Origin of the sequence: Streptomyces canus, assembly GCF_030816965.1 — a bacterium.
Classification (GTDB): domain Bacteria; phylum Actinomycetota; class Actinomycetes; order Streptomycetales; family Streptomycetaceae; genus Streptomyces; species Streptomyces canus_E.
Window position 1 is genome coordinate 3063697 of record NZ_JAUSYQ010000002.1, and the last position, 21347, is coordinate 3085043.

21 protein-coding genes are annotated in these 21347 nt (G+C 71.2%); 12 read left to right on the top strand and 9 right to left on the bottom strand.

Annotated features, from left to right (window positions below):
• Window positions 1-5: 5 nt before the first annotated feature.
• Complete coding sequence (locus QF027_RS15040) at window positions 6-1463, bottom strand: aldehyde dehydrogenase (protein WP_307075040.1); 1458 nt, start codon at window positions 1461-1463, stop codon at window positions 6-8.
• A 168-nt stretch (window positions 1464-1631) separates the two neighbouring features.
• Between QF027_RS15040 and QF027_RS15045 the strand changes: the two genes are divergently transcribed.
• The 7 genes from QF027_RS15045 to QF027_RS15075 all read left to right on the top strand — a co-directional run bounded on the left by QF027_RS15045 (window position 1632) and on the right by QF027_RS15075 (window position 9123).
• Window positions 1632-2657: an MBL fold metallo-hydrolase gene (locus QF027_RS15045; RefSeq protein ID WP_307075042.1), complete on the top strand. Its 1026-nt coding sequence runs from the start codon at window positions 1632-1634 to the stop codon at window positions 2655-2657.
• 243 nt (window positions 2658-2900) lie between these two features.
• Window positions 2901-4091: a prenyltransferase/squalene oxidase repeat-containing protein gene (locus tag QF027_RS15050; protein ID WP_307075044.1), complete on the top strand. Its 1191-nt coding sequence runs from the start codon at window positions 2901-2903 to the stop codon at window positions 4089-4091.
• Complete coding sequence (locus tag QF027_RS15055; protein ID WP_307075046.1) at window positions 4088-4717, top strand: SCO2322 family protein; 630 nt, start codon at window positions 4088-4090, stop codon at window positions 4715-4717. Before QF027_RS15050 ends, QF027_RS15055 begins: the two co-directional genes overlap by 4 nt.
• Window positions 4707-5798, top strand: a complete 1092-nt coding sequence (locus QF027_RS15060; RefSeq protein WP_306982074.1) for an energy-coupling factor transporter transmembrane component T — start codon at window positions 4707-4709, stop codon at window positions 5796-5798. The genes QF027_RS15055 and QF027_RS15060 overlap by 11 nt, the downstream gene beginning before the upstream one ends.
• Entirely contained in the window at window positions 5795-7612 is a 1818-nt protein-coding gene (locus tag QF027_RS15065; protein ID WP_307075048.1) for an ABC transporter ATP-binding protein, read from the top strand. The genes QF027_RS15060 and QF027_RS15065 overlap by 4 nt, the downstream gene beginning before the upstream one ends.
• Window positions 7609-8418: an ECF transporter S component gene (locus QF027_RS15070; RefSeq protein ID WP_307075050.1), complete on the top strand. Its 810-nt coding sequence runs from the start codon at window positions 7609-7611 to the stop codon at window positions 8416-8418. The genes QF027_RS15065 and QF027_RS15070 overlap by 4 nt, the downstream gene beginning before the upstream one ends.
• Window positions 8419-8703: 285 nt before the next feature.
• Entirely contained in the window at window positions 8704-9123 is a 420-nt protein-coding gene (locus tag QF027_RS15075; RefSeq protein ID WP_306982068.1) for a transglycosylase SLT domain-containing protein, read from the top strand.
• A 13-nt stretch (window positions 9124-9136) separates the two neighbouring features.
• On the opposite strand, the gene QF027_RS15080 is transcribed toward QF027_RS15075, so the two are convergent.
• A complete protein-coding gene (locus tag QF027_RS15080; RefSeq protein WP_307075052.1) occupies window positions 9137-9322 on the bottom strand; it encodes a hypothetical protein in 186 nt (61 codons plus the stop codon).
• A 68-nt stretch (window positions 9323-9390) separates the two neighbouring features.
• Between QF027_RS15080 and QF027_RS15085 the strand changes: the two genes are divergently transcribed.
• Entirely contained in the window at window positions 9391-10089 is a 699-nt protein-coding gene (locus QF027_RS15085) for a YoaK family protein (RefSeq protein ID WP_306982064.1), read from the top strand.
• A 15-nt stretch (window positions 10090-10104) separates the two neighbouring features.
• Here QF027_RS15085 and QF027_RS15090 read toward each other — a convergent pair whose 3' ends face one another.
• Entirely contained in the window at window positions 10105-10938 is an 834-nt protein-coding gene (locus tag QF027_RS15090; protein WP_306982061.1) for an alpha/beta fold hydrolase, read from the bottom strand.
• Window positions 10939-11044: 106 nt separating this feature from the next.
• Here QF027_RS15090 and QF027_RS15095 point away from each other — a divergent pair, with 106 nt between their 5' ends.
• Window positions 11045-13312, top strand: a complete 2268-nt coding sequence (locus QF027_RS15095; RefSeq protein WP_307075054.1) for an XRE family transcriptional regulator — start codon at window positions 11045-11047, stop codon at window positions 13310-13312.
• Window positions 13313-13360: 48 nt separating this feature from the next.
• On the opposite strand, the gene QF027_RS15100 is transcribed toward QF027_RS15095, so the two are convergent.
• Genes QF027_RS15100 through QF027_RS15115 form a run of 4 tightly spaced genes read right to left on the bottom strand, consistent with a single transcriptional unit; the run spans window position 13361 to window position 15350 of the window.
• Window positions 13361-13825 carry a pyridoxamine 5'-phosphate oxidase family protein gene (locus QF027_RS15100; protein WP_307075056.1) on the bottom strand — a complete coding sequence of 155 codons (465 nt, stop codon included), beginning with the start codon at window positions 13823-13825 and terminating at the stop codon, window positions 13361-13363.
• Window position 13826: 1 nt separating this feature from the next.
• Window positions 13827-14282: a hypothetical protein gene (locus QF027_RS15105; RefSeq protein WP_307075058.1), complete on the bottom strand. Its 456-nt coding sequence runs from the start codon at window positions 14280-14282 to the stop codon at window positions 13827-13829.
• 44 nt (window positions 14283-14326) lie between these two features.
• Window positions 14327-14950, bottom strand: a complete 624-nt coding sequence (locus QF027_RS15110; RefSeq protein WP_307075060.1) for a DUF6461 domain-containing protein — start codon at window positions 14948-14950, stop codon at window positions 14327-14329.
• 7 nt (window positions 14951-14957) lie between these two features.
• On the bottom strand, window positions 14958-15350 hold the full coding sequence (locus QF027_RS15115; protein ID WP_306982052.1) for an ATP-binding protein: 393 nt from the start codon (window positions 15348-15350) through the stop codon (window positions 14958-14960).
• Between the two features lie 93 nt (window positions 15351-15443).
• Here QF027_RS15115 and QF027_RS15120 point away from each other — a divergent pair, with 93 nt between their 5' ends.
• Window positions 15444-16271 carry a helix-turn-helix domain-containing protein gene (locus tag QF027_RS15120; RefSeq protein ID WP_307075062.1) on the top strand — a complete coding sequence of 276 codons (828 nt, stop codon included), beginning with the start codon at window positions 15444-15446 and terminating at the stop codon, window positions 16269-16271.
• Entirely contained in the window at window positions 16252-16434 is a 183-nt protein-coding gene (locus QF027_RS15125; protein WP_307075064.1) for a DUF397 domain-containing protein, read from the top strand. Before QF027_RS15120 ends, QF027_RS15125 begins: the two co-directional genes overlap by 20 nt.
• Here the strand turns inward: QF027_RS15125 and QF027_RS15130 are convergent.
• Complete coding sequence (locus tag QF027_RS15130; protein ID WP_307075066.1) at window positions 16418-17587, bottom strand: steroid 3-ketoacyl-CoA thiolase; 1170 nt, start codon at window positions 17585-17587, stop codon at window positions 16418-16420. The genes QF027_RS15125 and QF027_RS15130 overlap by 17 nt on opposite strands.
• Before the next feature lie 241 nt (window positions 17588-17828).
• Between QF027_RS15130 and QF027_RS15135 the strand changes: the two genes are divergently transcribed.
• Complete coding sequence (locus QF027_RS15135; protein WP_306982043.1) at window positions 17829-19067, top strand: cytochrome P450; 1239 nt, start codon at window positions 17829-17831, stop codon at window positions 19065-19067.
• Here QF027_RS15135 and QF027_RS15140 read toward each other — a convergent pair.
• Window positions 19054-21102 carry a bifunctional glycosyltransferase 87/phosphatase PAP2 family protein gene (locus QF027_RS15140; RefSeq protein WP_307075067.1) on the bottom strand — a complete coding sequence of 683 codons (2049 nt, stop codon included), beginning with the start codon at window positions 21100-21102 and terminating at the stop codon, window positions 19054-19056. The genes QF027_RS15135 and QF027_RS15140 overlap by 14 nt on opposite strands.
• Window positions 21103-21347: the final 245 nt, after the last annotated feature.

The window sequence follows — 21347 nt, forward strand, 5'->3', positions numbered from 1 at the left end:
GCCGCTCACGCCTCCCAGCCGGCCGGCAGATGGATCATCTTGTGCTCCAGGTACTCGCCGTAGCCCTCCGGGCCGAACTCCCTTCCCAGCCCGGAGCTCTTGTAGCCGCCGAAGGGGCCGAGCATGTCGAGGCTGAAGGTGTTCACGTTGTAGGTGCCGGTACGGACCTGCCGCGCGACCTCGATGCCGCGCTCGACGTCGGCCGTCCACACGCTGCCGGACAGGCCGTAGTCGGAGTCGTTGGCGATCTTCACCGCCTCGGACTCGTCTCCGTAGGGAAGCAGACAGATCACCGGTCCGAAGATCTCCTCGCGCGCGATCCGCATCGAGTTGTCGACGTCGCCGAAGAGTGTCGGCTCGACGTACCAGCCGCGGTCCAGGCCCGCCGGGCGCCCGCCACCGGTGAGGATCTTGGCGCCCTCCTCCTGGCCGATGCGGATGTAGTCGAGGTTGCGGCGCTGCTGGCGTTCGGCGACCAGGGGGCCGACCTGGGTGGCGGGGTCGAGCGGGTCGCCGACGACCAGTGCACTCGCCGCCGCGGCAAGGGCCTCGGCGAACTCGTCGTAGCGGGAGCGGGGCAGCAGGATGCGGGTCTGGGCCACGCAGGCCTGTCCGTTGTTCATCCAGGCGGACGGGACGATCCCGGCGACGGCCGCCTCGAGGTCCGCGTCCGGGAGGACGACGGCCGCCGACTTGCCGCCCAGCTCCAGGGTCACACGCGTGAGATTGCGGGCGGCGACCTCCATCACGCGCTTGCCCGCGCCCACCGAGCCGGTGAAGGAGACCTTGTCGATCCCCGGGTGCCCGACCAGGTACTCGCTCACCTCACGGTCGGCCGGGAGGATGGACAGGACGCCGTCCGGCAGCCCGGCCTCCTTGGTGATCTCGGCCAGGATGTACGCGTCCAGCGGCGACTCGGGCGACGGCTTGAGCACCACCGTGCAGCCGGTGAGCAGCGCGGGCGCGAGCTTGGCGGCGGCGACGAACTGCGGGACGTTCCAGGGCACCACGGCCGCCACGACCCCGACCGGCTCGCGGCGCACGAGGATGCGGCCGAGGACTCCGTCACGTGTCTCCTCGTACGTGAAGTTGCGTGCGACCGTGATCGCCGAGTCCCAGACCATCATCGCGCCGAGGGCCTGTGCGAGGACGCTCCAGGAGTACGGGGAGCCGTTCTCGGAGGAGATCACGCGGGCGATCTCCTCGTGCCGGACCGCGATGGCGTCCTTGATCCTGGTGACGACCTCGATGCGCTCGTCGAGCGACATCCGCGGCCAGGGTCCCTCGTCGAAGGCGGTGCGTGCGGCGGCGACCGCCGCGTCCACGTCCGCGCGCGAGGCGTGCGGCACCCGTCCGATGACCTCCTGGGTGTGCGGGGAGATCACCTCGATGACGTCCTTGCCCAGGGGGTCGGTCAACTCCCCGCCGATGAACAGCTGTCCGTGTTCCACGAGCTCGGTCATGGCGAACGCCTCCCAGGGGCGGCTTGCTGACGAACCATCAGATACGGAACTGATACCAGTTCCACTCCGAGGAGTCCACGGCCCGCGCACCGCGGCTGTTGGTGACCTCGGGCTACCGTCGAAACTCGTTCTAGTTATGATGACGGGATCGCGGTGATTGGGGAGCTCATGGCGCAGGTGTACGACCATGGTGGCGGCGTCCGGTCCGTTCAGGTGCCCATCCCCGACAATCCGCTCGGCCACACCCTCGTGTACGTCGTCGAGACCGACCGGGGGCCGGTGCTGGTCGACACCGGCTGGGACGACCCGGACTCCTGGGACACCCTCACCGAGGGGCTGACCGCGTGCGGGGCCGACGTGGGCGAGATCCACGGCGTGGTCATCACCCACCACCACCCCGACCACCACGGCCTCTCCGGCAAGGTACGGGAGGCCTCCGGGGCCTGGATCGCGATGCACGCCGCGGACTCGGCGATCGTGCGGCGCACCCGCGAGACCCGTGCCGAGCGCTGGTTCACCTATATGACGGCCAAGTTGGTGGCCGCGGGCGCCCCCGAGGACCACGTGGCCCCCCTGCGCACCGCGCGGGGCCGCGAACTGCCCGGGTTCTCGCCCGCCCTGCCCGACCGTGAGATCGTCCCCGGCGAACTCCTCGACCTGCCCGGCCGCAGGCTCCGCGCCCTCTGGACTCCGGGACACACGCCCGGTCATGTCTGCCTGCACCTGGAGGAGGAGCACCCGTCCGGACTGCCGGGTCACGGGCGGCTGTTCTCCGGCGACCATCTGCTCCCCGAGATCACCCCGCACATCGGCCTGTACGAGGACCCCGACGACGCCACCGTCACCGACCCCCTCGGCGACTACCTCGACTCCCTGGAACGCGTCGGGCGGCTCACCCCCGCCGAGGTCCTCCCCGCCCACCAGCACGTCTTCACCGACGCGAGCGCCCGCGTAGGGCAGTTGCTCGCCCACCACGAGGAACGTCTCACCGACCTGCGCTCCCTCCTCGCCGAGCCCCTCACCCCCTGGCAGCTCGCCGAGCGCATGGAGTGGAACCGGCCCTGGGACCAGATCCCCTACGGATCACGGAACATCGCGGTCTCGGAGGCCGAGGCGCATCTGCGACGGCTGGTGAAGCTGGGCCGCGCGGAGGCGGTGACGGGGAGCGATCCGGTGACGTACGTGGCTGTCTAGCCCGCGCCGAGGCTCCACAGGCGGCTCTCAGACGCTTCCCTACGGACGAGTAGAGTAGCCGGGTCGTCATCACATGCCGTACGGGGGGAAGCCGGTGCGATTCCGGCGCTTCCCCTTCCCCAGTGCCTCAAGGGCCTGGGTGACCGGCCGGTGCGCGGCACCGTCGAGGTATACGGAGCCGAGCCGCCCGGGGGTCCTCCCGCGCCGCCCGGCTCTCCGCAGGGAGAAGGGCATCCGCCGATCATGAACGTCCGCCGCAGCGCCGCGGTCCTGGCTGCCACCGTCGCCATCGGTACGGCCCCACCCGCCGTGGCCGCCTCGCCGTCCCCGGCTCCCTCGTCCCCCTCCGGGCTGTACGGCAGCACGGATCCCACGTACGACGGGGTCTGGCGCCAGTCCCTCGCCCTGATCGCCCTGCACCGGGTGGACGTGGAGCCCGCCGACGCGGCCGTCGACTGGCTGGCCGGCCAGCAGTGCGCGAACGGCGCGTTCCCGGCGTTCCGCGCGGATCCGGCGAGGGCCTGCGACGCCAAGGTCATGGTCGACACCAACAGCACGGCCGCCGCCGTCCAGGCCCTGTCGGCGTCCGGCGAGCACGACAGCGCGGTCGGCAAGGCGGTGACCTGGCTGAAGTCCGTCCAGAACAAGGACGGCGGCTGGGGCTACACCCCCGGCGGGGCCAGCGACGCCAACTCGACGTCGGTGGTGATCGGCGCGCTGAAGGCTTCCGGCGACGACCCGGCCAAGGCTCTCAAAGGCGGCAAGGCGCCCTACGACGCCCTGTTGAAGCTGTCCCTGCCGTGCGCCGACGGAGGCGCGTTCGCCTATCAGCCGGACAAGAAGGGCCAACTCACGGCCAACGCGGACGCGACCGCGGCGGCCGTCGTCGGTGCGCTGGGCCAGGGCATGGTCTCGGTGAAGGCCGGCGACAAGAAGAACGCCGCCTGCACGGACGCGGCCCGCCCCACCCCGGAGGATGCGGCGGCCAACGGCGCCGCCTACCTGGCGAAGGCCGTCGCGAAGGACGGCCACCTGACCTCCGCCCTGCCCGGCTCCGAGAACCAGCCCGACTACGGCAACACGGCCGACGCGGTCGTGGCGCTGGCCGCGCGGGGCGGGACGGCGGCGGCCACGGGTCCGCTGCGCTGGCTGGAGCGGAACTCCGCGAAGTGGGCCGAGCAGAGCGGCCCCGCGGCCTACGCCCAGCTGATCCTCGCCGCGAAGACCGGCGGCGCCGACCCACGCGACTTCGGCGGCACGGACCTCGTGGAGCAACTGACCGCGACGGGCCCGACACCGGCGCCGACGTCGGCCGCCACGTCCCAGGACGACGACTCCGACACGTCCGTCTGGTGGATGGTCGGCGCGGGTCTCGCCGCCGGCGCGGGCATCGGCTTCCTGCTCAGCAGCCGCAACAAGAGGAAGCAGCCGTGACCCGGCGGGCGCTCCTGCTCTCCCTCCTGGCGGGCCTCCTCCTGGCCACCGCGAGTCCGGCCCACGCTGCCGGGTACCGCTACTGGTCCTTCTGGGACCGCACCGGCTCGACCTGGACCTACGCCACCGAGGGCCCCTCGACGGCGGTCCCCTCCGACGGCGACGTCCAGGGCTTCCGCTTCGCGGTGAGCGAGGACTCGGCGGACGCGAACACGCCCCGGGGGACGGCGTCGTTCACGGCGATCTGCGGGGACACGGCGGCGCGGGACGGCCGTAAGCGCGTGGCGTTGGTCCTCGACTTCGGTACGGCTTCGGACGCCCCGTCCGGCGAGACGCCCCCGGCCCGGCGCACCGAGTGCGCGGTGGTACCCCGCGACGCGACGACGGCGGAGGCCCTGGCGACGGCCGCCAAGCCGCTCCGCTACCACACCAACGCCCTGCTGTGCGCGATCGCGGGATATCCGGAGACGGGGTGCGGGGAGCAGGTGACGGGGAGGAAGACGGGCCCGGAGGAGAGCGGCCCGGACGGCGGCCCGTCCGTGGGCCTGTACGCGGGCCTTGCGGCGATCGCCCTGCTGGGAGCGGCGGCGGTGTGGCAAACAAGGCGGCGCGGGAATGCCGCCTAGCTCACCTGTTCCCTCCGCGCCCCTGCACCCCGGCGCCTGGTGGCTGTGGTCCCTCTCCCTCGGGATCGCGGCCACCCGCACCACCAACCCCCTCCTCCTCGCCCTCCTCATCACCACCTCCGCGTACGTGGTGGCGACCTGCCGCCGGACCACTCCCTGGTCCCGCTCCTACGCCGCCTTCGTCAAACTCGCCCTGGCCGTCCTCCTGGTCCGTCTCCTCTTCGCGATCACCCTGGGCTCCCCCATACCCGGCACGCACGTGCTCGTCACCCTCCCCGAACTCCCGCTCCCCGACTGGGCGCAGGGCATCCGGCTGGGCGGCAGGGTCACCGCGGAGTCCCTCGTCTTCGCCCTCTACGACGGCCTGAAACTGGCCACCCTCCTCATCTGCGTGGGCGCGGCGAACGCCCTCGCCAACCCGCACCGCCTCCTCAAGTCCCTCCCCGGCGCCCTCTACGAACTCGGCGTCGCCGTGGTGGTGGCCCTGACCTTCGCCCCCCATCTCATCGCCGACGCCCAGCGCCTCCGCTCCGCCCGCCGCCTGCGAGGCCGCCCGGACACCGGCATCCGCGGTCTCCTCCAGGTCGGACTCCCGGTGCTGGAGGGCGCGTTGGAGCGCTCGGTCGCCCTCGCCGCGGCGATGGACGCCCGCGGCTACGGCCGTACGGCCGAGGTCCCGCCCCGAGTCCGCCGTACGACCACCGCGCTCACCCTCGGCGGCCTGCTCGGTGTCTGCGCGGGAACGTACGGACTCCTCACCGCCGAGGGCGGCACGTACGGCATCCCCGTCCTGCTCGCCGGCCTCACCGCCGCCCTCGCGGGTCTGCGGCTGGGTGGCCGCCGCACCCCGCGCACCCGTTACCGCCCGGACCGCTGGGACGTCCGGTCCTTCCTGGCCGCCGGTTCCGGCGCGGCCGTGGCGGCGGCGATGTTCCTCGCGGGCGCCACCGATCCGGCGGCCCTGCACCCCGGCGTGGTGCCGCTCGTCGCCCCCACCCTGCCTCTCCTGCCGGCCGCGGCCGTCCTGCTCGGCCTGCTGCCGGCCTTCCTCGCCCCCACGCCCAAGGAGCCGTCGTCGTGATCCGCTTCGAGGATGTCTCCGTGACGTACGACGGGGCGTCCGAACCCACCGTCCAAGGCGTCGACTTCGAGGTGCCGGAGGGGGAACTCGTGCTGCTCGTGGGCCCGTCGGGGGTCGGCAAGTCCACGATCCTCGGCGCGGTCAGCGGGCTCGTCCCGCACTTCACCGGCGGCAGCCTGCGCGGCCGGGTCACGGTGGCCGGCCGCGACACCCGTACCCACAAGCCGCGCGAACTGGCCGACGTGGTCGGCACGGTGGGCCAGGATCCGCTGTCCCATTTCGTGACGGACACCGTGGAGGACGAACTCGCCTACGGCATGGAGTCGTTGGGTCTGCCGCCGACGGTGATGCGCCACCGGGTGGAGGAGACCCTGGACCTGCTGGGCCTGGCACCCCTGCGCGACCGCCCCCTGGCCACCCTCTCCGGGGGCCAGCAGCAACGCGTGGCGATCGGCTCGGTCCTCACCCCGCATCCCCGGGTCCTGGTCCTGGACGAACCGACGTCGGCCCTGGACCCCGCGGCGGCGGAGGAGGTCCTCGCCGTCCTCCAACGGCTGGTCCACGATCTCGGCACCACGGTCCTGATGGCCGAACACCGCCTGGAACGCGTCATCCAGTACGCCGACCAGGTCGCCCTCCTGCCCGCCCGAGGGGAAGCACCGGTCTTCGGCACCCCGGCCGAGATGATGGCCGTATCCCCGGTGTATCCGCCGGTGGTGGACCTGGGACGCCTGGCCGGCTGGTCACCCCTCCCGCTGACAGTGCGGGACGCACGCCGCAGGGCGGCAGACCTGAGAGACCGGCTGTCCGGACGCACTCCCGTGGACGCCACGCCGACGCCCATATCCGATGTGACCGTCCCGCACGTCGAACCCGCGGCCACCGACGGCGAGACCACCTCGCACGGCGAACCCGCAGCCACCAAAGGCGAACCCACCCCGCAGAGCGAACCCGCAGCCGACGACGAGAGCGGCACGGCTGGTGCGGGTGGGAGCCACGGAACGCCCCGCCGAAGGCGGACGTTCCGCAGGCGAGCCACTCCACCCGCACCCCCCGCCACCCCCCACCTCGCCGAAGTCCGCTCCCTCTCCGTCCGCCGGGCCCGTATCCAGGCCCTGAACCGCATCGACCTCACTGTCCGCCCCGGCGAGACCATCGCCCTCATGGGCCGCAACGGCGCCGGGAAGTCGACGCTCCTCACCACCCTGGTCGGCCTCGTGGAACCCGCCGCCGGAACCGTCCACGTCGGCGGCGCCCGGCCGCACCGCACCACCCCGCGGGACCTCGTCCGCCGCGTGGGCCTCGTCCCCCAGGAGCCCCGGGACCTCCTCTACGCCGACACGGTCGCCGCCGAATGCCGGGCCGCCGACCAGGACGCCGGCGCGGCATCCGGCACCTGCCGCGCACTGGTCGACGACCTCCTCCCCGGCGTGACCGACGACACCCACCCCCGCGATCTCTCCGAAGGACAGCGGCTCACCCTCGCCCTCGCCGTGGTCCTGGCCGCCCGCCCGCCCCTGCTGCTCCTCGACGAACCGACCCGCGGCCTGGACTACGCGGCGAAGGCCCGCCTCGTCGCTCTGCTGAGGGAACTCGCCGCCACCGGCCACGCGATCATGCTGGCCACCCACGATGTGGAACTCGCCGCCGAGCTCGCCCACCGGGTGATCCTGCTGGCCGAGGGCGAGGTGATCGCCGACGGCCCGGCGGCGGACGTCATCACGGCCTCCCCCTCCTTCGCCCCGCAGGTCAGCAAGATCCTCGCCCCTCAGCGGTGGCTCACGGTGACCCAGGTGAGGAAGGCCCTGCCATGACCCGAGCCGTACGCCTCGGCCCCCGCTCCCTGCTCACTCTCGCCCTGGTCAGCGCCGTGGGCGTCGTCGCCTTCGGCTGGCCCTTCCTCGCCCCGCCCACCTCCCGGGTCGGCACCCACACCCAGGACGCCCCCTGGCTCTTCGCCGGACTCCTCGTCCTCCTCGTCGCGGTGGTCGCGGCGGCGATCGCGGAGTCGGGGCTGGGCCCCAAGGCCGTGGCCATGCTCGGGGTACTCGCCGCGACCGGCGCGGCACTCCGGCCGATCGGCGCGGGTACGGCCGGCATCGAGCCGATGTTCTTCCTGATGGTGCTCAGCGGCCGGGTTCTCGGCCCCGGCTTCGGCTTCGTGCTCGGCAACGTCACGATGTTCGCGTCCGCCCTGCTCACCGGCGGGGTGGGCCCGTGGATGCCGTTCCAGATGCTGGCCATGGGCTGGTTCACGATGGGCGCGGGCCTGCTGCCGGGCCCCGAGCGGACAAGGGGCCGCGCCGAGGTCCGCCTGCTCGCTGCGTACGGCTTCCTCGCCGCGTTCGCCTATGGCACCGCCATGAACATGGCCGGCTGGCCCTTCATGGGCGCCCTCGCCTCGAACATCGCCTTCGACCCGCACGCCGGCGTCCCCGCCAACCTGGCCCGTTTCGTCACGTACTGCCTGGCCACATCCCTGGGCTGGGACCTCGGCCGGGCCCTGGTGACCGTCGTCCTGACGCTCACCCTCGGTCCGGCCCTCCTCAGGGCGCTCCGCCGGGCCACCCGTCGCGCCGCCTTCGAGGCCCAGGTCACATTCGAGGCGTCCGGGCGGTGAAGCACCCCACATGACCCAGCTCACCTACTAACGGGAGCAGTAGGAATATCTCAGATATAACGCCCGCTAGGCACCCCCTCCGACCTGCGGTTTGAGAGCCGGATCACACGGCTTCCCTTTCCCGGCGATTCGACCACAACTAGTAAATGGGGTCATTGCGGACGCCTTCCGAGCCTGTTTCTCTGGACCACGTCGCACGGCGCCGACAAGCCCACGGGCCTCGGCGCCGATGCATGTCCCCCGGGTCTGCGAGCGGCACCCACGTCCCCGAAGAAAAGGTTCTCCGTGTCCGTCTCCCGTATCGCCCGCCGCATCTCTTCTCCGAAGAAGGCCATCACCACCGTCGCGATGGCCGCCGCCACCGCCGGCCTGGTCCTGACCGCGGCGCCGGCTCAGGCGGCCACCACGAACTCGCCCGCCCAGGCCAAGGCCGTCGCGCACAAGATGATCCCGAACGCCGCGCAGTACGCCGCGTTCAGCAAGATCGTCGAGCACGAGAGCGGCTGGGACGTCGACGCCATGAACTCCTCCTCCGGCGCCTACGGCCTGGTCCAGGCCCTGCCCGGTTCGAAGATGGCCGCCGCCGGCTCGGACTGGAAGACCAACGCCAAGACCCAGATCAAGTGGGGCCTGGACTACATGAACTCCCGCTACGGCAGCCCGACCGCCGCCTGGGCCTTCTGGCAGGCCAACGGCTGGTACTGAGCCGCCGCGCGCATCACCCCCGGACGCCGTCGAAGAGCCGCACCACCTGCGGCGCCGACACGGCGAGGGAGCCGAAGTGATCCACGGCTCCCTGCTCGACCACCCGCACCCTCGCTCCCTGACCTGCGAGGGTGCGGGCGCATGTCCGGGTGTTGCCGATGGGCACGTCGGTGTCGCCGGCACCGGCGTACAGCCGCACGTCCGAGAGTCCCCCGCATCCGTGGTGGACTTGCGTGCACCCTGCCCGTCCGGCCGCCCGGAGACTCGATGAGCGAACAGAGCAGCACCGACCCGAAGACGGCCGACGATCCCGAGGCGCGCGGACTGCGCCTGGTGGTTGTGCTGTTGGGGCTGACGGTGGTCAGCGGACTGATCGACGCGGTCAGCTATCTGGGCCTGGAGCATGTCTTCACCGCGAACATGACCGGCAACGTGGTCGTGCTCGGGTTCGCGGCGGCCGGGGCGCCCGGCTTCTCGGTGCTGCACACGCTGACCTCGCTGGGGTCCTTCGTCGTGGGCGCCATGGCGGGTGGCCGGGTCGCCGTACGGCTCGGCGGTGGTTCCCGGCGGACCTGGGCCCGGCTCACGCTCGCGGCCGAGGCGGTGCTGCTGGGGATCTCGGCGGTGGTCGCCTTCGCCGCGCCCGGCGCCACGGCCACCGCCTACACCCTCATCGCCGTGACCGCCTTCGCCATGGGCCTGCGCAACGCCACGGTCCGCAAGCTCGGCGTCCCTGACCTGACCACGACCGTGCTGACCATGACGCTGACCGGCCTCGCCGCCGACTCCCGGGCCGGCGGCGGCCCCGGCACCCGCTCCCCCCGCCGTACGGCATCCGTGATCGCGATGGTCACCGGGGCCGCGCTCGGCGCGTGGCTGGTGCTCCACCACGGCCTCGGGATTCCGCTGGCGATCGCGGCGGGGCTGGTGGCCCTGCTGGCGGTGACCGCCTCGGGGCGCGAGTGAACCCTTTGTCGAGGGCTACTTGGCCAGGAAGTCCAGCAGTGCCGCGTTGACCTCCTCCGCGTACGTCCACAGCAGACCGTGCGGCGCGCCCTCGATCTCGACGTACTCGGCGGAGGGCAGCAGCGCGTGGAAGGGCCGCCCGGTCGAGTCGATCGGCAGGATGCGGTCACCGGTGCCGTGCACGATCAGCGACGGTACGTCGATCTTCGCCACGTCGGCCCGGAAGTCGGTGATCCAGGTCGGTACGCAGGCCACCGAGGCGTGCGCCGAGGCCCCCGCGGCCACGTTCCAGCTGTTGCGCACGGCCGCCTCGCTGATCCGGCTGCCCAGCGTCTCGTCCAGGTTGTAGAAGTCCTGGTAGAACGCGTCGAAGTAGGCGTACCGGTCCTTGGTGACCGCGTCCAGGATCCCGTCGAACACCGCCTGGTCCACGCCGGCCGGGTTGTCGTCGGTCTTCAGCAGGAAGGGCTCGAGCGAGGCCAGGAAGACGGCCTTCGCGACCCGCCCCGAACCGTACGTGCCCAGGTAGCGGCCCACCTCACCGGTGCCCATCGAGAAGCCGACGAGAACCGCGTCGGTGAGGTCCAGGCTGGTGAGCACCTTGTCGAGATCGGCGGCGAAGGTGTCGTAGTCGTAGCCTGTGGTCGGCTGCGAGGAACGGCCGAAGCCGCGGCGGTCGTAGGTGATGACGCGGTGGCCGGCCTCCAGCAGGACCGGGACCTGCTTCTCCCAGGAGTGGCCGTCGAGCGGGTAGCCGTGGATCAGGACGACCGGCTGTCCGGTGCCGTGGTCCTCGTAGTAGAGCTCGATCGGCGCGCTGTTCTCGTCGCCAACGGTGATGTACGGCATTTCGGTTGGTCCTCCTCGTAGGGAGATATCAGCTCACCACGGGTGGCTCATGGTCACCAGGCAGAAGTGCAGGCGGAAGTAGAGAGCGCTTGTTCTAATTGTCGTGATGACCAGTCATGCACCTGAACCACCGCAGCCCGAGGCTCCCCCCGGTGGCACCGCCTTCGGCGTGATGCTGCGCTCCCTGCGCCGGACCGCCCGGCTCACCCTGGAGGACCTGTCCGGGGCGTCCGGGGTCAGCGTCCGCGCGCTCGGTGACCTGGAGCGCGGCCGCAGCCGGGGGCCCCAGCGACGTACGGTCGACGCGCTCGCCGCCGCCCTCCGGCTCGACACCGAGCAGCGCGAGCGCCTCCAGCGGCTCGCCGACACCGGCCGGGAACGCGGGGGCCCGCCGACCCCGCCGTATCTCCTGCGCACCGTCCCGGACTTCACCGGACGGGAACACGAGCTGGCGGAGCTGCAGGCCCTCGCCACCGGCACGCGCACGCGTGCGGCGGTGCTCTTCGGGCCCGGCGGGCAGGGCAAGACCACCCTGGCCGCGGAAGCCGTACGACGGCTGACCGACTCCTTCCCGGACGGCAGCGTCTGCGTCCAGCTGCACGGCATGAGCGACTCCCCGCTGCCGGCCGCCGAGGCGCTGGTCCTCCTGCTCGTGGCACTCGGCCACCCGCCTGACCGGATCCCGGTCGACCCGGTGGCCCGGGAGTCCGTCTACCGGGCCATGCTCGCGACCCGGCGGGCGCTGGTCGTCCTCGACGACGCGGCCGACGAGACCCAGACCAGGTCGCTGCTGCCGGACGCCGAGGGCAGCTTCGTGCTGGTCACCAGCAGACGACCGCTGGCCGGACTCGAAGGCGTACGGCGGATCAGGCTCGGCGGGCTCAGCGGCAGGGAGTCGGCGACCCTCCTGGAGCGGATCCTCGGCGCCCCGCGCACCGACGGACAGTCCGAGGCGATCACCCGGCTGACCGAGCTGTGCGGACACCTCCCGCTGGCCCTGCGCATCGTCGGCAACCGCCTCTCCAGCCGCCCGAGCTGGACGCCGGCCCGCCTGGTGAGCCACCTCGCGGACGAGGAACGCCGGTTGAGCGGCCTGGTCGCGGGCGACCTCGCCGTACGCGGGGCTCTCGCCCTCTCCTACGGCCAACTCACCGAACCGCACCGGCTCTTGCTGCGCCGGCTCTCGCTCATCCCCGGCCATGACACCGGGCCCGACCTCGCCGCCGTCCTGACCGGCGAGGACCCGCTCACCACCGGGGACGTTCTCGACCTCCTGGTCGACCGGGGTCTGTTGGAGGAGACCGCACCCGGCCGGTACGCCCTCCATGATCTCGTACGGCTCTTCGCGCGCGAGCGACTCGACGGCGAGGAGCCCGAGTCGGTGGCCCGGGAGGTCCAACTGCGCATGGCGGACTGGTTGTTGCGCTCGGCCTCGGCGGCCGGCCGGATATTCGAGGCGCCGGGCGCGCCGGAGCCGTGGGCGGGCGAACCCGCCGCCTCCACCCCGGAGTCCGCCGCGGACGCGGAGGAATGGCTCATCGCCGAACGCTCCAACTGGGCAGGTGCCCTGCCCCTGATGTACGCGGCGGGCCGGCACGCGGAGATCCTCCACACCTCGCGCACCCTGTACTGGTTCTCCGACCGCTGGACCCAGTGGCCCGAGTGGCGGACCCTCTTCTCGTACGGCGCCCGGTCCGCGGCCGCCGTCGGGGACCGGGCGGCCGAGGCCCACCAGCTCAACTGCCTCGCCTGGGCCCACGGGGTCGGCGCGAACCAGTACGAACGGGCCGAACAACTCGCCCGCAAGGCGCTGGAGTTGGCGATCGAGACCAGCGATGAGGGCCAGCAGGCCTGGGCGTGGTCGTACATCACCGGGGCCTGTCTGAGCCTGGAGCGGCCCACGGAGGCCGCGGAGGCCGCCGCGAAGGCCATCCGGCTCTTCGAGGCCGTCGGCGACACCGCCGGGAAGGCGGTCTCCCAGCGGGTCCTCGGCAAGGCGCTGCGCGAATCCGGCCGTGCCGAGGAGGCGCTGGCCCTTCACCGGGCCCTGCTCGACACCTCCGCCGGGGATGTTCCCGGCCTGAACGAGTTCGTCCAGGCCCTTCTCCGCCACGAGATCGCGAATGATCTGCTGGCCCTCGAACGATGGCCGGAGGCGGTGGCGGCCTACCGGCCGGTCACCACACCCCCCGCCCGCGGCGACCTCGACCGCTTCCGGGCCCGGGCACTCACCGGTCTCGCCACGGCCCTGCGCCACTGCGGCGAACTCTCCGAGGCCCGCGAACACCTCACCCGGGCACACGAACTGTTCGCGGCGGCCGACGACACGGTGTCGGCGGCGGAGACGGCAGCGGCGATCGAACGCCTCGGGTAGACCGGCGATCCCGCGCTCGCCTCCGCCGAAGGCGAGCCGTCGGCGACCTCAGCCCGGATCGACCGCCACTCGGTGATCCGGGCGCCCGTCCTTCGCCAGCATCGAGTGCGCCTCGGCCACCGCCCGGTAGATCCGCATCCCGGAGTCGCCCCGTACGTCGTCGAGGGTCCAGACCCGCCCGCCGTGCCCCAGCGACCGCCGGGAGAAGACCTCCAGCGCGCTCGTTGCCGCCGCCCCCTCCACGAGCTCGGCCGCGACGGCGGGCATGTACACACCCTGCCCGGTGCCGATCTCCACCGACGAGTCGAAGACCGCGATCCCCACCTCGGGCCGCACCGCGACGTTCCGCGAATGAACCGCCTCCGGCGAGGACACCCAGAAGAACTCCCGGCACCCCACATGCGCGAAGTAGACCGGCGTACTCCAGGGCCGCCCCTCCGCGTCCGCCGTGGCCAGCACCAGGTACCGGCTCGCGTCGACGATCCCGCGTGCGTTCTCCGCCGTGGGCCGCATGTCAGCGGCTCCTTCGGTACGTCAGTGCGAAGTCCGTCTCCCACTGCGCCGCCCCGTCCGTCGACTGCTCCCAGACGCCGTGGATGCTGTCGCCGTCCGCGCTCAGCCGCCCGGTGAAACGCTGTCGGAAGGACAGCGGGGAGAAGTCCTCCTCCTCACGCAGCAACTGCCACACCTCGCCGTCGAAGGTCATCGCGTACAGCCGTACGACCCCCCGCGCGTCGAAGTAGTGCTGCGTGTACGCCCCCGTCTCCGGCTCGACCGACACGATCGACGTACTGTCCGGCGCGGGGTTCGGCACCTCGGTCCGTTGCACCAGGAACTGCCCGTCCAGCGTCCACTCGAACACACTCCGCCCGGCCCCCACCGTCTGCCCGGGAAACTCCGCCTCCACCACCCACTCCCCGACCAGAACCCGCAGCCGCTCCAGAGCCTCCTGCCGTACCGTCGCGTCCATCGCGAACACCTCCTCGGAGTGAGGACCGCACAGGCGGGCCGAAGTCATCGGTGGGTCGACAGGCCCGCCGCCGGAAGCCGCAGCTCCTCGGAGTCCTTCGGCACCCACAGCCCCAACCGGCTCTCCAGGTACTCCAGAACCTGCGGCGAAGTCATGCTCCCGCCGGCCGCCGGCCAGGCGAGGGCCGACGGGTCCGCGCCGTCGTCGTACGCGGGAACCCCGGGGTCGAAGGAGGACAGCACCTGCCCGTCGACCGCGTACTCCACCCGCTGCACGGCGTTGACGTCGCAGCTCGCGGCGAGGACGCGGCTGCCCGAGGAGAGCGCGGGGAGGTAGTTCACCGCCGAGACGTACGAGGCGGAGGCCTGGACGGCGAAGGTCCAGCCCTCGATCGACCCGGCCCGCACGACCGCGTCCACTGAGCGCCGCAGGAAGCCGAGTTCCTCCACGGCCTCGACGTCCAGATCCTCCAGGTGGTCCAGACCGAACGGCTCGTCCATCGAGTTGCGGACCTCGATCTCCTGGGCCTCGTGCCGGGTCAGCGGAAAGACGGACTCGCGCCGGGCACCGAGTCGCCGGAGTACTTCCTCGGGCGTGAGGCCCTCGCAGAAGATGAGGCTGTAGCCGAAAGGGTAGGCCTCGGACACCCACCGAAGACCCTCTGCCATGTCGCCATCATCGGGGCCCGCACTCGAACCAGACAACCTTTCCGCCACCCGATCTCGGCCCCATGCCCCACTTGTCCACGACGGCGTCCAGCAGCACGAGTCCGCGGCCGTGTTCGGCCTCCGCGTCCGACTCGACCGCCGGGAGCGGGAGTTCGGGCGCCCCGTCCGCGACCTCCACCCGGACACCGGTCTCCAGCCGCAGCACCAGCACCACACACCGACGGTCCGGAACATGGCGTACGACATTGGCGACCAGCTCCGTCACGCCGAGTTCGGCGGCATCGCACAGCGGGGACAGCCCCCACTCGTCCAGCAGCGAGCGGACGATCCGGCGGATGTGGCGGGCGGAATGTTCGCCCGCGGTGAGGGACAGGCGCCACTGGGGAATGTAGGAGTTCACGGGACGAGCGTGACCTCGCATGACTACTCTGGGCTATCGAACGGACACAACTGGTTGAGCCGTGGACCCAGTTACCCGAGAGGGGACCCCCGCGTGACCGGCATTCACTCCCTCGACCCCGGCGCCTCGCCCGGCGACTACTACGGTTTCGAGCTGCGCCGGCTCCGAGAAGCCGCCCACCTGACCCAGCGTCAACTCGGCGACATCCTCAGCTATACCGGCTCCCTGGTCGGGCAGATCGAGACGGCGAGGAAGGTCCCGACACCGGAGTTCAGCGAACGGGCGGACGCGGCGCTGGGATCGGACGGGTTACTGACCCGTCTTGTCGACCTGGTGCTGCGCAGTCAACTGCCCTCGTGGTTTCAGCAGGTTGCCGAGCTGGAGGCACGGGCGACCGAGATCTGTACCTTCCAGGCCACCATGATCCACGGACTGCTGCAGACCCCCGCCTACGCCCGCGCCACGCTCAGCGCACTCCGACGCAACGACCTCGACGACCGCACCGCCGTACGACTGGCTCGTCAGCGCATCTTCGAGAAGGAGGAGCCACCGGTCTTCTGGATGGTCATCAGCGAGGCCGCGCTGTACCAGGAGATCGGCGACAAGGAAACGATGCGTGGCCAACTGACCCATCTGTTGTCCTTCGAGAACGATCCCCAGATCAACATCCAGGTACTGCCGTTCTCCGCAGGGGCGCACGCCGGACTGACGGGCTCGTTCAACCTCTACCGATTCGGCAGCGACCCGACCATCGTCTACACCGAGGGATACGGCAGCGGACATCCGACCGCGAATCCGGACACCGTCAAGGACTGCTCGCTCCGTTACGATCATCTTCGAGCCGCCGCTCTATCCCTCAAGGACTCGGCGGAGTTGATCCGACGCGCGATGGAGGACCGCTATGGAGAGCAACTGGCGTAAGTCCAGCTACAGCAGCGACCAGGGCGGTGATTGCGTAGAGATCGCCGAGACAGTCGCGGCCGTCGCCGTCCGCGACTCCAAGACCCCGGCGGGACCGATCCTCACGATCGACCCCGCCGTCTTCACCACCTTCGTCAACTGGACGTCTACAACCGCTGAATGATCGTGCCGGTGGCCAGGCCGCCACCCGCACACATCGTGATCAGCGCGAACTCCTTGTCCGTGCGCTCCAGTTCATGCAGGGCCGTCGTGATGAGCCGCGCCCCGGTGGCGCCCACCGGGTGCCCGAGCGCGATCGCGCCGCCGTTGACGTTGACCTTTTCCAGGTCCTGCTCGAAGACCTGGGCCCAGCTGAGCACCACCGACGCGAAGGCCTCGTTGATCTCGACGAGGTCGATGTCCTTCAGGGACATGCCCGCCTTGCCGAGCACCGCACGGGTCGCGTCGATCGGACCGTCGAGGTGGAAGTGCGGGTCGGCCCCGACCAGTGCCTGTGCCACGATCCGGGCCCGTGGCTTCAGCTTCAGTGCCCGCGCCATCCGCTTCGACGCCCACATGATCGCCGCGGCGCCGTCGCTGATCTGGGAGGAGTTGCCCGCCGTGTGGATCGCCGTCGGCATGACCGGCTTGAGGCCCGCCAGCGCCTCCATGGACGTGTCGCGCAGTCCCTCGTCCCGGTCGACCAGACGCCACATGCCCTGCCCGGCGCGCTGTTCGTCCTCGGTGGTCGGCACCTGGACCGCGAACGTCTCCCGCTTGAAGCGCTCCTCGGACCAGGCGACGGCCGCCCGCTCCTGCGAGAGCAGACCGAGCGCGTCGACGTTCTCGCGGGTCAACCGCCGGTGGCGTGCGATGCGTTCGGCCGCCTCGAACTGGTTCGGCAGGTCGACGTTCCACTCGTCCGGGAACGGCTTCCCGGGCCCGTGCTTCGACCCCGACCCCAGCGGCACCCGGGACATCGCCTCGACACCGCAGCTGATGCCGACGTCGATGACCCCGGCCGCGACCATGTTGGCGACCATGTGGGAGGCCTGCTGGGACGAGCCGCACTGACAGTCGACCGTCGTCGCCGCCGTCTCGTACGGCAGCCCGACGGTCAGCCAGGCCGTGCGCGCGGGGTTCATGGACTGTTCGCCGGCGTGGGTGACCGTGCCGCCGACGATCTGTTCCACCGCGTCGGCGGGGATGCCGGTGCGGCCGAGGAGTTCACGGTAGGTCTCGCCCAGCAGGTAGGCGGGATGCAGGTTGGCGAGCGCGCCGCCGCGCCTGCCGATGGGAGTGCGGACGGCTTCGACGATCACGGGTTCGGCGGCCATGGGTGCGGGTCCTCTCCTCCGAACGGATCCATGGAACTTCCCTGGAACACGCATAACTAGTACGTGTTCTACTTCGCGCTGCTTTGCAGTCTGCTGACGAGCCGCCCACCACCGCAAGGGTCGTGCACACAATTGAGGGCTCCGTGCCCCTTGCTACTTGTAGAACCCGTTATTACCTTCACGGCAGCTCTGTTCCTGATGGGCCGTCAGAAAGCTGTCGAACGGCTGGAGTGAGTTGCCGATGTCGTGTCCAGCGCTTCCCGACGGGTTCGACTTCACCGACCCCGACCTGCTGCAAAGTCGCGTACCGCTGCCGGAGTTCGCCGAACTGCGCCGGGCCGAACCGGTGCGCTGGATCCCCCAGCCGGGGAACGTCGCCGGCTTCCAGGACGAGGGGTACTGGGCGGTCACCCGGCACGCGGACGTCAAGTACGTCTCCACCCACCCGGAGATCTTCTCGTCGTACCTCAACACGGCGATCATCCGCTTCAACGAACGCATCGAGCGCGACGCGATCGACGCGCAACGGCTGATCCTGCTGAACATGGACCCGCCCGAGCACACCCGCGTCCGCGGAATCGTCCAGCGCGTCTTCACCCCGAGGGCCATCCGCGCCCTGGAGGAACGCCTCCGCAACCGAGCCCACGCGATCGTCGAGACCGCGCGCGCCCTGCCCGGCGAATCCTTCGACTTCGTCACCCAGGTCGCCTGCGAACTGCCCCTCCAGGCCATCGCCGAGCTCATCGGCATCCCGCAGGACGACCGGGCGAAGATCTTCGACTGGTCCAACAAGATGATCTCGTACGACGATCCGGAGTACGCGATCAGTGAGCAGGTCGGCCAGGAATCGGCCATGGAGGTCATCGCCTACGCGATGAACATGGCGGCCGACCGCAAGCAGTGCCCGGCGAAGGACATCGTCACGACCCTGGTGGCGGCGGAGGACGAAGGCAACCTGAACTCCGACGAGTTCGGCTTCTTCGTGCTGATGCTGGCGGTCGCGGGCAACGAGACGACCCGCAACGCCATCACCCACGGGATGCACGCCTTCCTCACCCACCCCGACCAGTGGGAGCTCTACAAGGCCGAGCGCCCCTCGACGGCGGCGGAGGAGATCGTCCGCTGGGCCACGCCGGTCAACTCCTTCCAGCGCACGGCCACCCAGGACACGGAGCTGGGCGGCAAGCAGATCAAGAAGGGTGACCGGGTGGGCATCTTCTACGCCGCCGCCAACCACGACCCGGAGGTCTTCGAGAACCCGGACGCCTTCGACATCACCCGCGATCCCAACCCCCACCTCGGCTTCGGCGGCGGAGGCCCGCACTACTGCCTCGGCAAGTCCCTGGCGGTCCTGGAGATCGACCTGATCTTCAACGCCATCGCCGACGCCATGCCCAACCTCCGCGCGGCCGGCGACCCCCGCCGCCTGCGCTCGGCCTGGATCAACGGCGTCAAGGAACTCCAGGTCACCCTGAGCTGACCCCTGCCCCGGCGCCCCGGGCCGACGGTCCCTCCAGGCCGCCGGCCCGCTCCGCATCGGCCTCCGCCGCCACGGCCACCACCCGAGCCCGCGGCCCCTGGAACAGATACGACAACCCGAACCCACCGGCGACAACCGCCGCACCCCCCACCGCGTCCAGCACCCAGTGGTTACCGGTGGCCACGATCGCCGAGACGGTGAACAGCGGGTGCAGCAGCCCGAGTCCCTTCATCCACCACCGGGGCGCGATGATCGCGATGACGACCCCGCACCACAGCGACCAGCCGAAGTGCAGCGAGGGCATCGCCGCGTACTGGTTGGTCAGGGCGGTGAGGGTGCCGTAGTCCGGCTTGGAGAAGTCCTGCACGCCGTGCACGGTGTCGATGACCCCCAGCGCCGGCATGAGCCGGGGCGGTGCCAGCGGATAGAGCCAGAACCCGACAAGGGCCAGCAGGGTCGCGAACCCGAGCGACGCCCGCGCCCACCGGTAGTCCCCCGGCCGCCGCCAGTACAGAACGGCCAGCACGCTCAGCGGGACCACGAAGTGGAAGGACTCGTAGTAGAAGTCGAAGAAGTTGCGCAGCCAGTCCACCTTGACGACCGCGTGGTTGACCCAGTGCTCGATGTCGATGTGCAGCAGGCGCTCGAGATCGAGGATCTGCCGGCCGTGCTCCTCGGCGGCGGCCCGCCCCGCGGAGTTGGTTCCGCCGGTGGCCGCGAGTCTGACCTGCTGGTAGGCGGCGTAGGTGACACGAATCAGCAGCAGTTCGAGGAGCAGATTGGGCCGGGTCAGCACCCGCCGCAGGAACGGCAGCAGTGGCACGCGCGGCAGCCGCGCGGGCACCGGCGCCGCGTACGCCGTGGGGATCGGCGACCGGTAGTACGGCGAGGTCCGCGACAGGAAGGGAATCACCGTGGCGGCGGCGAGCGCGGCCAGCAGCACCACGTTGTCCCGCAGGGTGTACAGCGCCGAGATGTGCGGCAGCATCATCGTCGCCGGGAGGGTCATCACCAGGACGACGGCCACGGGCCAGACGTACCGGTCGGAGGCACGCTTGCCGACCCGCCCGACGACCGCGAGCAGCACCCACAGCAGCTGGTGCTGCCAGGTGGTCGGCGAGACGGCGATCGCCGCGCACCCGGTGATCGCGACGGCGAGCAGCAGCTGGCCGTCGCGGGCGTAGCGCACGGCCCGCCGCAGGCCCAGTGCGGCGACGGCCACGCCGAGGACCAGGAAGAGGGAGATCTCCTGCGGTCCGGCCACACCGAGACGCAGCAGCAGGCCGTGCAGGGACTGGTTGGAGAGGTCGTCGGCGGGACCGCCGAGGCCGGTGCCCGCGACGTGGTGCACCCAGTAGGTGTACGAGTCGTGCGGCATCGCGGCCCAGGCCAGTGCGGTGCCGGCGGCGAAGGTCGCGGCCGTGGTCAGGGCGCCGCGGCGGCGGCCGGTGAACCAGAGCAGGGGCGCGAAGAGCAGGACCGTGGGCTGGAGGGCGGCGGCGAGACCGATGAGCAGGCCGCTGACCCGCTCACCTCGTACGACGAAGCAGGCGACCAGGACCAGCAGGACCGGCATGATGCTGGTCTGCCCGAGGTAGAGCGTGTTGCGCACGGGCAGCGACAGCATGAGGAGGCTGATCGCGACCGGCGCGGCGAGCAGGGAGGTGCGGCGGTCGACCGGCTGGGGGAGGGCGCGGGCGGCGACGAGGCCCAGGGCGACGACCAGGAGCAGGGTGCCGAAGGTCCAGCCCCAGCCGAGAGCCTGTTCGGCGGCACGGGTGAGCGGCTTCAGGACAAGTCCCCCGAACGGGGTACCGGTGAACTGCGTCGAGTCGTACAGCGAACCCTTCACATGCAGGACGCCGTCCGGGCCGACCCAGGTCTCCAGGTCCGTCAGCCGCTCGCCTCTGGGGGTGCTGAGGACGACGGCCACCTGTCTGACGGCGAGGACGGCGGCCACCAGCCACAGGGCCAGCCTGGCCGCGCGCAGCCGCGCCTGGACCTCCGTAGTCCCACTGTGCTCCGCGTTCGCCACGCCTCGTCGGCCTCTCAATCCCGGTCGTGCCATACGTCCGAGAGGAAGGACGCGGGCAACCCCCGCTTCACCTGACGTCCGCCTCCATTTGTCCGAATGACGATAGTCCGCCGCGGGTACCGTCGCTCAGCCAGGCGCGAGATGGATCACACGGGCCGCGGGAAGACGCGTCCCTGACCAGGCACGAGATACCTGCATACGGCACATTTGTGCACGCTCCGCGACCGGACCTGAGCATGACGTAA